The organism is Rothia sp. P5764 (assembly GCF_048512965.1).
Lineage (GTDB): Bacteria > Actinomycetota > Actinomycetes > Actinomycetales > Micrococcaceae > Rothia.
Genome location: NZ_JBLXXQ010000007.1, coordinates 80,410 through 94,227 on the forward strand (window position 1 = coordinate 80,410; position 13,818 = coordinate 94,227).

Annotated in this window: 10 protein-coding genes and 1 pseudogene; 7 read left to right on the forward strand and 4 right to left on the reverse strand. The window is 55.3% G+C overall.

All coding sequences use genetic code 11. The features are described from left to right. Positions 1 to 293: 293 nt before the first annotated feature. The 3 genes and pseudogenes from ACN08Y_RS09765 to ACN08Y_RS09775 all read right to left on the reverse strand — a co-directional run. A pseudogene (locus ACN08Y_RS09765) lies at positions 294 to 1,274 on the reverse strand (IS3 family transposase); the annotation flags it as partial. Between the two features lie 267 nt (positions 1,275 to 1,541). Beyond that, on the reverse strand, positions 1,542 to 2,870 hold the full coding sequence (locus ACN08Y_RS09770; protein ID WP_419112547.1) for a hypothetical protein: 1,329 nt from the start codon (positions 2,868 to 2,870) through the stop codon (positions 1,542 to 1,544). Between the two features lie 101 nt (positions 2,871 to 2,971). Further along, entirely contained in the window at positions 2,972 to 4,081 is a 1,110-nt protein-coding gene (locus ACN08Y_RS09775) for a mannose-1-phosphate guanylyltransferase (protein WP_419112548.1), read from the reverse strand. Positions 4,082 to 4,391: 310 nt separating this feature from the next. On the opposite strand from ACN08Y_RS09775, the gene sdhC reads away from it, so the two are divergent. Genes sdhC through ACN08Y_RS09795 form a run of 4 tightly spaced genes read left to right on the forward strand, consistent with a single transcriptional unit; the run spans position 4,392 to position 7,852 of the window. Continuing rightward, entirely contained in the window at positions 4,392 to 4,772 is a 381-nt protein-coding gene (gene sdhC, locus ACN08Y_RS09780) for a succinate dehydrogenase, cytochrome b556 subunit (protein ID WP_419104390.1), read from the forward strand. Between the two features lie 3 nt (positions 4,773 to 4,775). Continuing rightward, the gene (locus ACN08Y_RS09785) at positions 4,776 to 5,261 is read left to right on the forward strand and encodes a succinate dehydrogenase hydrophobic membrane anchor subunit (protein ID WP_419104391.1); all 486 of its coding nucleotides are present in this window, start codon (positions 4,776 to 4,778) and stop codon (positions 5,259 to 5,261) included. Positions 5,262 to 5,301: 40 nt separating this feature from the next. Further along, a complete protein-coding gene (sdhA, locus tag ACN08Y_RS09790) occupies positions 5,302 to 7,065 on the forward strand; it encodes a succinate dehydrogenase flavoprotein subunit (protein WP_419099932.1) in 1,764 nt (587 codons plus the stop codon). A 1-nt stretch (position 7,066) separates the two neighbouring features. Further along, positions 7,067 to 7,852, forward strand: coding sequence for a succinate dehydrogenase iron-sulfur subunit (locus tag ACN08Y_RS09795; protein WP_419099931.1), 786 nt, complete (start codon positions 7,067 to 7,069; stop codon positions 7,850 to 7,852). 321 nt (positions 7,853 to 8,173) lie between these two features. Here ACN08Y_RS09795 and ACN08Y_RS09800 read toward each other — a convergent pair whose 3' ends face one another. After that, on the reverse strand, positions 8,174 to 8,890 hold the full coding sequence (locus ACN08Y_RS09800; RefSeq protein WP_419112549.1) for a hypothetical protein: 717 nt from the start codon (positions 8,888 to 8,890) through the stop codon (positions 8,174 to 8,176). Positions 8,891 to 9,461: 571 nt separating this feature from the next. Between ACN08Y_RS09800 and ACN08Y_RS09805 the strand changes: the two genes are divergently transcribed. The 3 genes from ACN08Y_RS09805 to ACN08Y_RS09815 all read left to right on the forward strand — a co-directional run bounded on the left by ACN08Y_RS09805 (position 9,462) and on the right by ACN08Y_RS09815 (position 13,817). Then, positions 9,462 to 10,640, forward strand: a complete 1,179-nt coding sequence (locus ACN08Y_RS09805) for an amidohydrolase (protein WP_419112566.1) — start codon at positions 9,462 to 9,464, stop codon at positions 10,638 to 10,640. A gap of 303 nt (positions 10,641 to 10,943) precedes the next feature. Beyond that, positions 10,944 to 12,044 (forward strand): BMP family lipoprotein, encoded by a 1,101-nt coding sequence (locus ACN08Y_RS09810; RefSeq protein WP_419111253.1) that lies wholly within the window; start codon positions 10,944 to 10,946, stop codon positions 12,042 to 12,044. 195 nt (positions 12,045 to 12,239) lie between these two features. Then, positions 12,240 to 13,817, forward strand: a complete 1,578-nt coding sequence (locus ACN08Y_RS09815; protein ID WP_419104393.1) for an ABC transporter ATP-binding protein — start codon at positions 12,240 to 12,242, stop codon at positions 13,815 to 13,817. The last annotated feature ends 1 nt before the right edge of the window (position 13,818 follow it).

Consider the following 13,818-nt stretch of genomic DNA (forward strand, 5'->3'; position numbering starts at 1 on the left):
GGGAAGCTTTAATATCAATATCCTGCGGCAAAGAAGCAGCCCGCGCAGGTGAAAAACTGAGGGTGAGAGCAACGGCGATGAAGATAATTGCCAGTGCTTTGCTGATGTTCTTCACGGCTCGGAGTCCTTAGCGTTGTGAGTTGAGTTAGACTGTTGTCCTGCTATCTATTGTGGAGTATTAGGCTCACGTAAGGGTATATACAAAAGTTCAGAAGTGGATTACCTATTTTTGTACTTAAGTTCAAGGTCTAGAGATTTTGTCTTCTGAACTAGCCTCCGAAAATTGGGCTGAGTTAAATTCTAGACAACCAGGACCCCAAAGGCTTACTCCGATACCTCACCGGAGTCCAGGCCCTTCAGCCGCTCCTGAAAACGATTATTGTTACACCCAAAAAACATACTCATCAACACTCGCAAAACGCCCCCCGTAATACATCTCAGCCTTCAAATGCCCAAAAAGTTCTCCATCACAGCATTGTCATAGCAATTACCCTTGCGTGACATGGACTGAACACCACCGACCGACTTAATCAGTTTCCGCCAGCTAGAATGCTGATACTGGAAACCCGATCAGTACGAACCACCAACCCCATACCAGGTTCATGCCACATCAAAGCCTCCTTCAACGAAGCAGATGTAAACTTTGTCGACGGCGAAGTCGATAACTCGTGCGCCAGAATACTACAATCATACAAATCCATAAGGGGTGCCAATAAACCTTGGTACCGCAGACTTAAAAACTCAGTGGCATCACTGACCCACACAGCATTAGGCTCCTTGGGAGTGAAGTTACGGTTCAAAAGATTTTCAGCGATACAACTAACCTGCCCCTGATAAGAGCTGTACTTTTTACCTGCCCTGACCTTATACTTCAGCCCTATCTGGTCCATGAGATTGTAGACGAGCTTGTGATTGACTTTCCACCCTAGGTGGCATAGTTCGGCAAGGACACGGCGGTAACTATACCGCCGTTTCGTTTTCTTAAAGATAGCTATAATGGCTTTCTTCAGCTGAGTATGTACATCAGGATGATTTAGCCGTAACTGGTGGTAGAAGTATGTTGATCAGGCCAAACCTGCTGCTTGAAGTAAATTACTCAGGTGGTGTTCTGACTTGAGGACGGCGATGATTTTGGCCTTTAGCCTCGCTGTTGGTTCCTCAAGTCCCGCAATTTTTTTTAGGCAGGTGTTTTCTGCTTCTAGTTGCTCAATCCTACGGCGTAGCTTCTCTTCCTCTGTGAGCGTCTTCGGTTTGTTTACTCCCTTGGGGCGTCCTTACGCGATTTTGCGACCCTGCCACCCGCGCTTGCCCGTTTCACCGTGAACCGGCTGACGGTCTACCGATTCAGTGCAGGCAGCTGGCAACAGTGCGCCTTTAAACAATAGAAGCTTATTCATAAAGATCGGTGGAGCAGGCTCACAGCGAAGCTGCTGGCTCGGGGCTGGCGTGAATCGCTTGTGAGCGTCAGCGAACCAGCGAGAGGGTCGGCAGCGAGCGTGAGCCTGCGGAACCGCTTATGAATAAGCTTTATCGATAAAACGCTAGTGGTCAGAGTCCACTTCGGTGGTGGTGACCAGCTCTGCGGCGCGGGAGATACCGTTGATTTCGTTAGGTACCTCGGGCAGATCGATGCTGGCGAAGACCTCTGCGGTACCGTCCGCAATCTTCGCTAGAGATACAACGTGTAGCTTCTTGGTGGCGGGGTCGGTGACGTAGGCGGTTTCGCCGTCAACCCAGATGGCGGGGCGGGGATCCTGCCAGATTTCTGACTCGGTCCAGGAGTCCATGATGTCGACGGAACCCAGCTCGGTGCCGTCCTCAGCCCAGAAGCGGAGCTTGCCGTCGGTCGTCAGTAACAGGTGGGAGCCTTCGGGGCCGCGGGCCAGCGAACGGAAGGTGTAGGAGACGCCTTCGGGCAGGGCGATTTTAGTGCGTTCCTTGGTGATGGTGTTGATCAGGGCGAACTGTTCGGGGCGTTCGAGCTCGGCGGCCTGGTCGGTTTTGTAGTCGGCCAGGACGATGGGGGAGTCGGGGTCGCCTGCCTGGTTGCCTGAGCGCGAGTAGGGGTCTTGGGGGTTGGTGACTTTGGTGAAGGTGCCCTTGGTGTAGATGAGTGCGCCGTCTTGGCAGCCGAGGGTGTAGGTGTCGTTGGCGGCGTGGGCTTCGCCGTGGATGCCGGGGCAGTCCTTGTTTTCTGAGAGTACGTTTCCTTGGGCATCGATAACTGCGGCACCTGTGCGGCTTTCTTCTGTTCCTCGGGAGACTAGGTAGCGGTCGTCGTCTAGGGGAATGGCGAAGCCGTGGTGGGCTGCGGGCAGGGTGACGGTTTGTAGTTCGAGTGAGCTGGCTGTGTTTTGGGATTCGTCGGTGAGCTGGGCGGGGTTGTAGACCTGGAAGGTGCCGGTGCCGTCTGCGAACATGGCGGCTTTGCCGTGGCTGCTGATGACGTGCCCGGTTTTGTCGGCGGGGAAGGTCAGCTGGGTGAGGGAGGGGGTGGTGGTGTAGTAGTGGTTGTGGTCGCCGTGTTCTTGGGTCCAGGCTCCTAGGTCGAGCATGGTGTAGTTGGAGCCGTCCGCGACGACTAGGTGGCGGTTGTCGCCTGCGGGTTGAAGGCGCAGGAATCCTTCTTTGTCTATGGTAGTGAGAACTTCAAAGGTTTTGCCGTCCAGGATCATGATGCCGCCGTCGTAGGTCAGGGCCAGGCGGGAGCTGGGGGAGGAGGCTTCGGAGATGGTGGTGTTTTGGGTGCTTGTGCTACCGGTCTCTGTGGTGGCTGAGGGTGCGGGGGTGGGGGTTGCACCACATCCGCTAATGATGAGGGCGGTTAGGCAGGTCATGGTGGGGATGAAGACTCGTCGTGGTGTAAGCATGCCCCCATGCTAACTTAAATGAGAATCGTTTGCATATGCTGAGTGAAAGTAAGGCCCGCACCCTTAGAGTGCGGGCCATGAGCTATGTAAGAAGTTAGCGCCTAGAGCAGATTGTTCAGCCCCTGCTCCTTGAGTGTAGCTACGGTGTTCTTCACGCTCTGGGCATCGTCGCGGACGGTTACCAGCAGAGCGTCTGCGGTATCGACAATGACGATATCTTCAATGCCAATGACGGAAATCTTACGGTTGGTGTTGTTGACGATAATTCCGGTGCTGTCCTCGCTAATGACGTTGTCCTTGTTGCCGAGAACAAAGAGGTCATCACCGCTCTTTTCAATGTTGAGGCGGGCAACGGCGTCAAAGTCACCGACGTCATCCCAGCTGAAGCGGCCCGGCACCATAGCGACATCGCCGGCAGCGGCGGCCGGCTCAGCTACAGCGTAGTCGATGGCGGTCTTGGGTAGGTTCTCCCAGAGGCGGTTCATGCAGATGTCGCGCTCTGAGGTGTCCCAGGCGCGGGCGATTTCCTTGATGCCTGCGTAGAGCTCGGGTTCCTTAGCTTCAAGGTGCTTGAGCATGAGAGCCGCAGGTGCTACGAACATACCTGCGTTCCAGGTGTAGTCGCCGGAAGTTACATAGGAGCTTGCGGTCGCCTCATCAGGCTTCTCAACAAACTGCTCAACTGCTAGGGCGCTGGGGGCATGGTCCAGACCTAGGTTTTGAGTGGCCTTGATGTAACCGAAAGCCGTGGAAGGTTCCGTTGGCTCAATGCCGATGGTGACGATCTTGCCCGAGGCTGCGGCGTGTACGGCTTCGCGCACGACATCCTGGAAGTCTTCTACGGGGTCGATAATATGGTCGGCAGCGAAGGATCCGATGATGGCCTCAGGGTCGCGTTCGTGCAGGATAGCGCAGGCAAGACCGATTGCAGCCGCTGAGTCACGCGGTGATGGTTCAAGAACCAAATCGGATCCGCGGAGCTCGCTGAGCTGCTGGGTGACGGCCTTGGCGTGGGCCTGCCCGGTAACGACCATAATACCCTTGGGGGCTAGGTCAACCAGTCGATCGTAGGTGGAGCGGAGCAGGGATGAGCCTGTTCCTGTCAGGTCAAGAAGGAATTTAGGTTCTACAGCGCGAGAAAGAGGCCATAGGCGGGACCCTACGCCGCCGGCCGGAATGAGGGGGTAGAACCGTTCAAGTGGAGTTCTCATTATCCCTATAGTGTACCGATATTTTAAAGTCATCGTGTTGAAATTTTTGGGGTTCTTTCTACGACGGCAGTCACTTTCTGAGGGATTCCGACCTTATAATTCCGCGAAATACTGGGATTATAGGGGTTAAGGGCATTAAAATGTTCGCTATTTTTTGGGATTCTCTTGCCCGATACTGGTGACACCCTGTAAGTAAGTTGCCTCAAAACCTGCTAATCTTGCTGTTGAGTAGAACACACACTAGGTTGGTGTGCGGGCGCCATGTGGTACAAAACTGGCGCTTGGCCCGCATCACACAGGAGGTTATTCAGTGCCGAATACATCCAAGGGCACGCTGTATCGCGGCCGCGAAGGTATGTGGTCGTGGGTTGCCCACCGCATCACCGGTATCGCTATCTTTTTCTTCTTGCTGGTTCATGTACTTGACACGGCAGTTGTACGCATCTCACCGGAGGCCTATAACTCCATCATGCATATCTACAAGAATCCTCTGATGGCCATGGGTGAAGCCGCTTTGGTTGCGGCTATCGTCTACCATGCCTTCAACGGTATCCGTATTATTCTGGTTGACTTCTGGAAGAACGGTGCCAAGAACCAGAAGGCCATGCTCTGGGGTGTTCTGATTCTATGGGCCATAGTTATGGTTCCCTTCCTTATCCGTCACCTCATGCTCGCCTTTGGGGGTCACTAAGACATGGCAACACCTCTCAAAACTAAGATTTCAGTTCCTCGTAGCCGCGATAACACCGTCTCGGGAGTTAAATACAACCGCTCTTCCTCCAAGCGCAACAACTTTGAGATGTTCGCCTGGCTCTACATGCGAGTCTCAGGCGTTCTGCTGGTTGTCCTGATTTTTGGCCACCTCTTCGTCAACCTGATGATGGGCGAAGGCGTCCACCGCATTGACTTTGGTTTTGTGGGCGGCAAGCTGGCTAACCCCTTCTGGCAGGTCTGGGATCTGCTTTTGCTCTGGCTGGCTATGATGCACGGTGCCAACGGTATCCGCGTCATCATCGACGATTACGCAGAGAAGGACGGTGTTCGTTCCGTCCTCAAGATTGCGCTTTTCTTGGCAACCGCTTTCGTGATTCTGCTCGGAACCCTGGTGATTTTCACCTTAGATCCCTGCCCCGCCGGTGCTAGCGCAGAGCTTCTGCCCTCCTTCTGCACTGCTCCCTAAAGTTACAGCGCTCTAGATTTTAGAAAGAAGCATTCCCACAATGCAGGTACATAAGTACGACGTCGTTATCATCGGTGCAGGTGGCGCAGGTATGCGAGCCGCCATCGAAGCAGGCCAGCGTGTTCGCACTGCTGTTCTGACCAAGCTTTACCCCACTCGCTCCCATACAGGTGCCGCCCAGGGCGGTATGTGTGCAGCTCTTGCCAATGTCGAAGAGGACAACTGGGAGTGGCATACCTTTGACACCATCAAAGGTGGGGACTACCTGGTAGATCAGGACTCGGCAGAGGTCATGGCTAAGGAAGCCATTGACGCTGTGCTGGATCTGGAAAAGATGGGTCTGCCCTTCAACCGCACCCCCGAGGGCCGTATTGATCAGCGTCGCTTTGGTGGTCACACCCGCGACCACGGTAAGGCTCCTGTGCGCCGCGCCTGCTACGCTGCGGACCGCACCGGCCACATGATTCTCCAGACCCTCTACCAGAACTGCGTTAAGCACAACGTGGAGTTCTACAACGAGTACTACGTGCTCGATTTGGTCATGGTGGAGGACGAAAAGGGCGTCCGCCGCCCCGCCGGTGTTGTCTCCTACGACCTGGCAACCGGTGATGTGCATGTCTTCCAGGCTAAGTCAGTTGTCTTCGCTTCTGGCGGTTGCGGCAAGATCTTCAAGACCACCTCCAATGCCCACACCCTGACCGGTGACGGTATGGCCATTGCCCTACGCAACGGTATTCCCCTGGAGGATATGGAATTCGTGCAGTTCCACCCCACGGGTCTTGCCGGCCTGGGCATCCTGGTTTCTGAGGCCGCCCGTGGTGAGGGCGGTATTCTGCGTAACTCTGAGGGTGAGCGTTTCATGGAGCGCTACGCACCCACCATTAAGGACCTGGCGCCCCGCGACATTGTGGCCCGCTCGATGGCAAACGAAGTGCGCGAAGGCCGAGGCTGTGGTCCCAACAAGGATTACGTCCTGCTGGATCTGACCCACCTGGAGCCCGCCCATATTGACGAGAAGCTCCCCGATATTACCGAGTTCGCTCGTACCTATCTGGGCGTTGAGCCTTACACCGAGCCGGTGCCGGTCTTCCCCACAGCCCACTACGCTATGGGTGGTATCCCCACCAACATTAAGGCTGAGGTCCACTCCAATTCTGAGGACATCATCCCCGGCCTCTACGCCGCCGGTGAGGTTGCCTGTGTATCGGTGCACGGCTCTAACCGCCTGGGTACTAATTCCCTGCTCGATATTAACGTCTTTGGTAAGCGTGCTGGCATGTATGCTGCCGAGTACGCCGCTTCTGCGGACTTCCTGCCCGTCCCCGATGATGCAGCCGATGAAACCCTGGCCTTGCTGAACCAGATTCGCAAGGGCGAGGGCACCGAAAAGGTCGGCCAGCTGCGTAAGGAACTGCAGGATGTCATGGATGCAGACATGCAGGTTTTCCGTACCGCAGAGACCATTCACAATGCGGTCAACAAGATTGTTGAGCTGGAAGAGCGCTACCAGAATATTCAGATTCAGGATAAGGGCAAGCGCTTTAACCTGGACCTGCTTGAAGCCGTTGAGCTGGGCTTCCTGCTCCAGTTGGCTAAGGTCATGTCGGTAGCTGCTCTGCACCGCAAGGAGTCTCGTGGTGGTCACTTCCGTGAGGACTACCCTGACCGCGACGATGCCAACTTCATGAAGCACTCCATGGTCTACCTGGATGAGCAGGCAGAGATGGAAGGCATTAAGGGTCTACGCTTTGATACCAAGCCCGTGACCTTCACCCGCTACGAACCGATGGAGCGTAAGTACTAAAATGGCTGATTTTGAAGCACGCGAACCAGAATCCAAGGTCGTTCTTAAGGCTGAGGCCGGTGAAGCTGGCGCTATCCCTACTTTTGATGTGACCGTCCAGGTCCGCCGTTACGACCCTGAACTGTCGGCAGAGGCCCACTGGGATGAGTTTAAGCTGACCATGTTTGGCACCGACAGGGTGCTCGATGCCTTGCACAAGATTAAGTGGGAGATTGACGGCTCACTGTCTTTCCGTCGCTCGTGCGCTCACGGTATTTGTGGCTCTGATGCCATGCGTATTAACGGCCGTAACCGCCTGGCCTGTAAGACCCTGCTCAAGGATCTTGACCTGTCCAAGCCGATCACCGTTGAGCCAATTAAGGGCCTGCCCTGCGAGAAGGACCTGATTGTTGACATGGAGCCCTTCTTCCAGGCCTACCGGGAGATTATGCCCTTCTTGGTCAATGACACCCACGAGCCTGAGCGTGAGCGCCTGCAGTCCCAGGAGGACCGGGCCCGGTTTGATGACACCACCAAGTGTATTCTTTGTGCGGCTTGCACAAGCTCCTGCCCTGTCTTTTGGACTGATGGGCAGTACTTTGGCCCGGCAGCTATTGTGAACGCCCACCGTTTCATTTTTGATTCGCGTGATGATGCCGGGGATATGCGCCTGGAAATCCTCAACGACAAGGAGGGTGTCTGGCGTTGCCGCACCACCTTTAACTGTACTGAGGCCTGCCCCCGTGGCATTGAAATCACCAAGGCTATTGCCGAGGTCAAGCAGGCTGTGGTGGCTAGGGTTCTTTAGGCACTCTCAGCTGGCTGTGCTCTAGTAGCCCTGAGTCACCGCCGGCTAGCTGCTTGGCCTTGCCAGCACGCTTAGTCCTCCCGGCCTACCCCAATCGCGGGATAGGCCGGGAGGACTTTTTGGTCTGTGTGAGCTTGGCCTAGGGGAGGGGGCAAGCTCTTAGTCTGTCTGGCATGCACCGGCTTTAGCTTTAGAAAGGCTGACAGTTAGACCCCTGTAACTGGTCTGAAGTTTTGAATCAGGGCAGGCTGAGAGCACACTAAAGGGCGAGCTGCTCCTGTCAAAAGGAGTAGCTCGCCCTGAACAGGTTTACCGCCGGTTTTAGCAGGTGCCGGTGGTGATCTTTTGGGTGTTATTAGCGTTGGAGTCCGGCAGGATAGGACCTTGACCATTGAAGTAGAGAATGGTGTCTTTGTCGTAACGGGTTGAGTTGCCTAAATCAGACCACTGGATCTTGGGGTAGCAGGCACCATCAATCCGTAGCGGGGTACGGCTAGTGTCGTTGACAGATGTGCCGTAGCGTTGGGGGATGGTGATCTTGCTGGAGTAGCTAGTATTGTTGCCGCTGGAGGTTACCGACAGGGTGCTCTTGGGGCTAATGTTGGAGGAACCTGCTGAGGCAGAGCCATCCCAGATCATACGAGCCACGCAGTTGACGTTCTGGACGGGGACATCCTGGTTAGCGGTTAGGGTAACTACAAACTGGGTAGCGGACTGACCCTTGGGAACGCTTGTGGTCAGAGTCCAGGAGCCATCCTGGGGGTAATTAAGGCCAGGCACAGTACCCCGGCTCATATCGACTACCCAGGAGACGGTTTGACCGGCATGGATGACACCATCGGCAGATTCAACTGCCAAATATACAGAGGTGGTTTGAGAGTTTCTATTACCACCTCCAAAGTAGAGGGAGCAGATAGTACCCAGAGGGGGGATTTGGGTAGAAGCGGCATAGGCTGGAATTGCTGAGGTGGCGATAACAGCCGGGGCGGCCCAGGCGGCGCCCTTGGCGATGTTACGGCGTGAAATTTGAGGGGTCATGGTGCGTGATTTCTTTCGATCAATGATGTTCAAGTTCAAGAGTAGGTGAGCTTCTAGGGGGTATGCCCAGTTAAGCTATAATCCCTAAGCGTTACCTAGAGGGCAAACCAGGGTGAACCTAATTTAAGCTCTTCTACCGATGCTCACTCTATTCTACTATAAGGGGAGGTCAATCGTCATTAACCAACCAGTGCGCTAAATTTTAAAAATCAGCTATAGCTACATTTTTAACTGTATATGCGGATGTTTGCCCTACGGGCTAGACAATTTGGAGATATAGATTAGTTTAATCACATCTACTGCCTACTGGCCGAGTCTGGCCCTCCAGCTGCCATGTACTAAGTGGGGGGATAGATAAACCCTTTTTTCTGACAATAAATCTGTTTTTGTTAATTTATTGGTCAGTTAGGGCTATTTTTAACTTATCGAAAGAGCCCTTCGACTAGGAGCTGTCTAAACATTCTTCTGTTATACCCCATACTGCCAGTAAGGTAGGCTTATGGATAAATCTTCTACGACTCAAGACGTAGTTTCAGGGTTTCCAGGGCTGAGCTCGACACAGACTGAAGATATGCTCAAAAACTCGGTAGACAACCTGATTCCTGAATTGAAAGCCTTCCGCCGGGAGGTTCACCGCCACCCCGAGCTTTCCTACCTAGAGAAAAAAACCACGGAGCGAATCTTTAGCGCCCTGACCCAGGAAGGCTTAGCGCCCCGGCACCTCAAGGGCACCGGCTGCTATGTGGATGTAGGGCAGGGCCCGCTGGCGGCAGCCCTACGCGCAGACATTGATGCTCTACCCATTCAAGAGCAAACAGAACTGCCCTACGCCTCCAAACACCCCGGGATCATGCACGCCTGCGGGCACGACATCCACCAGACCGTCATGCTAGGCGTTGCCATCCTCCTGCATCGGCTTGACCAGCACAGGCCCCTGGGCGGGCGCATCCGCATCATCTTCCAGCCTGCCGAAGAACAACTGCCTGGCGGGGCTGTTGATGTGATCGCCCAGGGCATCCTAGAAGGGGTGCCGCGCGCTTTTGCCTTACACTGTGAACCCAAGGTAGATGTGGGTAAAATCGGAACCCGTATTGGGGCTATAACCAGCGCTTCCGACACCATCAAAATCAGCCTCAAAGGGCGCGGTGGGCACACCTCTCGGCCCCACCTGACCGAAGACATCATCTACGCCCTCTCCCAGATAGCTATCAACGTCCCAGCAGTGCTCTCACGTAAGACCGATGTGCGCAGTGGTGTGCTGGTGGCCTGGGGGCAGATCGAAGCCGGAGTGGCCCCCAATGCAATCCCCTCCACCGCTTTCCTGGCCGGAACTATGCGCTGTTTAGATGCTGAGGTTTGGAAGCAGGCAGGAGCCATGCTCGATCAGGTGGTGGAGCAGGTCGCGGCCCCCTACCGGGTCGAGATTGAACTAGAGCATTTTCGCGGCGTACCCCCATCCGTTAACACCGAAGAGGAAGTCGCCCTGGTCGAAGCAGCCAGCAGGGCTGAACTGGGGGAGGACTCTGTGGTGCTAGTGGAACAATCTATGGGGGGTGAAGACTTCGCCTGGATACTGCAGGAAGTCCCCGGTGCCCTCATTCGCCTAGGTACTCGTGTGCCAGGTGGAATAACCTACGATTTACACCGGGGAGACTATGCCCCCGATGAGCGGGCTATCGAGTATGGCGTTCGAGTAATGGCTGCCACCGCTTTAAGGGCTATTAGTCTAGAGCGTTCACGGCTTGCCTAAAGAGGTGCCTGCCCACTTTTGAGGAAGAGGTGGCGCTTCTTAGGTCAGCAGAGCACCATTGGAACAAATGGGCACTCTTTACCTAGGGGTGCTGGGTGATCAGGGCCAATAATCCCGGTGTGATTAAATAGCAGAGCCTTGTTGCTGGGGTCACTCCTTTTTGGGTGAATCAGAGATGAACCGGAAGATAAATCACACTATGATGTGTTGTGTTACGCAAAATTTCTTCTGGGATTACACATCACACGCGGGTAGTAGTGCACTGGTGCACCTACCTCCCAGAGTGGCACGAAAAGGACCTTCATGGCTCTCTCACGCAAGCACTTCGCATCAACCGGTTCTATCCTGGGCATCTCCGCCCTGCTTCTGGCAGGCTGCGGCTCAGCCCCCGAAGAGTCCTCCAAGGCCTCCGGCGACAACAAAGACTACCTGGGCTGCATCGTCTCTGACTCCGGTGGCTTCAACGACAAGTCCTTCAACCAGAACTCCTACAAGGGTCTGACCGACGCCGTCTCCCAATACGGCATTCAGGAAAAGAAGGCCCAGTCTAGCGCTGAGACTGACTACGCTCCCAACCTCAACGAAATGGTCCAGGCCGGTTGCAACCTAACCGTCACCGTGGGTTACGGTCTGGCAGACGCGACCAAGGAAGCAGCAGAAGCCAACAGCGACCTGCACTTCACCATCGTGGACGATAACTCCATCGAGCTCGATAACGTGCGCCCCATCGTCTTTGACACCGCCCAGGCCGCTTTCCAGGCTGGCTACCTGGCCGCTTCCCAGACCAAGACCGGTAAGGTCGCAACCTACGGTGGTGCCCAGTTCCCCACCGTAACCATCTTCATGGACGGCTTCGCCCAGGGCGTCAAATACTACAACGAGCAGAAGGGCACCAAGGTTGAGGTCCTCGGTTGGAACACCGAGAACCAGTCCGGCACCTTCACCGGTGACTTCGAAGATGCCACCAAGGGCAAGACCAATACCCAGAACTTCCTGGACCAGGGCGCCGATATCATTCTGCCCGTTGCTGGCCCCGTAGGTGCAGGCACCCTTGAAGCTGTCAAGGAATACAACGCGGCTCACGCCGATGCCCCCGCCTCCGTTGTCTGGGTTGACTCTGATGGCTACGAAACCAACCCCGACTTCCAGGACATCATCCTGACCTCCATCATGAAGAAGATGGACGAAGCTATCACCGAGACCATCAAAGCTGACATGGACGGCAAGTTCACCTCCGAGGCCTACATCGGTACCCTGGAGAACGACGGCGTTGGCCTGGCTCCCTTCCACAACTTCGACAGCAAGGTCTCCGATGAGACCAAGGCGGAGCTGGAGAAGATTAAGGAAGATATCATCTCCGGCACCATCAAGGTTGAGACCGAAGGCTCACCCACTGCTGCATAATAAGCACCCGTTAGCCACTTGCTAACCCCCGCAACGGCTCACACCCTCTACCCGCTAGAGGGGTGAGCCGTTTGTGCGGTGAAGGGGCAGTGTCCAGTAAGTAAGCCCCAACCCGCTAAACTAAAGCACGAAGCAAACCTTTCTGCCGCCCCGCGCGGTGATGTGCCCAGGTTCTCTCACAGAAAGCCACCCCCCATGAAACTCGAACTGCGCAAGGTGACCAAGAGATTTGGTGATTTTACCGCGAACGATAGCATCGACCTGACGGTCACCCCGGGGACAGTCCACTGTCTGCTGGGCGAAAACGGTGCCGGTAAATCCACTCTGATGAACGTCATCTACGGCCTTTATCAGCCCACCGAGGGGCAAATCTATATTGATGATCAGCCGGTCGAGTTTTCCGGCCCCTCCGATGCTATGGCCGCCGGTATCGGTATGGTTCACCAGCACTTTATGCTGGTTCCGGTCTTTACCGTGGCAGAAAATGTGGCTCTGGGTTCAGAGAGCCTTAAGGGGGTAACCCTGGATCTGGAAACTACCCGCCGTAAAATCCGCCAAATCTCTGACCGCTACGGCTTCGCCGTGGACCCCGACGCGGTAGTAGAAGACCTGCCCGTGGGTGTTCAGCAGCGCGTTGAAATTATTAAGGCCCTGGTTCGGGAGGCCGAAATCCTGATTCTCGATGAGCCTACCGCTGTGCTCACCCCCGCAGAAACCGACCAGCTCCTGGGCATCATGGACGAACTGCGCAAAGACGGCAAATCCCTGCTCTTTATCTCCCACAAGCTGCGTGAAGTCCGTGAGATCTCCGATGATATTACCGTCATTCGCCGCGGTAAGGTGGTGGGCCAGGCCAGCCCCGCTATGTCCACTACCGAGCTGGCCTCCCTGATGGTCGGTAAGGCCGTTCAGCTCACCGTCGATAAGGGCGCCCCCCAGCTCACCCAAAAGACTTTCGAGCTTGAAAACCTCACCCTGATTGCCAGTAACGGTGTTCCTCTGCTCAAGGACGTTAGCTTCAGCGTCCGCGGCGGCGAGATTCTGGCCGTAGCCGGCGTTCAGGGCAACGGGCAGACCGAACTGGCAGAAAGCATTATCGGTTTGCACCCCAAGGCAACCGGATCCATGAAGCTCAACGGTAAAGAACTGCTGGGGCTTTCCACCAAGCAGGTCCTACAGTCGGGTGTTGGCTTTGTTCCCGAAGACCGCAGCAAGGACGGCCTGATCGGCTCCTTCTCTATCTCCGAGAACCTGATTCTTGACCTCTTTGACAGCAAAGATTTCTCGTCCATGGGAACCCTCAACCGGTCCAAAATCTCTGAGAACGCGGACCGTGCCGGAGCCGAATTTGATATCCGCATGGGCTCCAAAGAACATACCGCGTCCACTCTTTCCGGTGGTAACCAGCAGAAAATTGTGGTGGCCCGCGAACTCAGCCGCCCCCTCGAACTCTTTGTGGCCTCCCAACCCACTCGTGGCGTGGATGTCGGTTCCATCGAATTCATTCACAAGCGCATAGTTCAGGAACGAGATAAGGGCCTACCGGTCATTATCGTCTCGACTGAACTTGATGAGGTCTACGGTCTTGCTGACCGTATCGCCGTGTTCTTCCACGGGGAGCTCATGGGCATTGTCCCGCCTGAGACACCCCGCTCGGTACTGGGCCAGATGATGGCCGGGGCAACCTACGAGGAGGCCCAGAGAGCCGCCGATGAACATGAAGAAGTTTCAGCCGTAACCACCCCCCAAACCCCCTGGGCAGAAGGAGAATAAG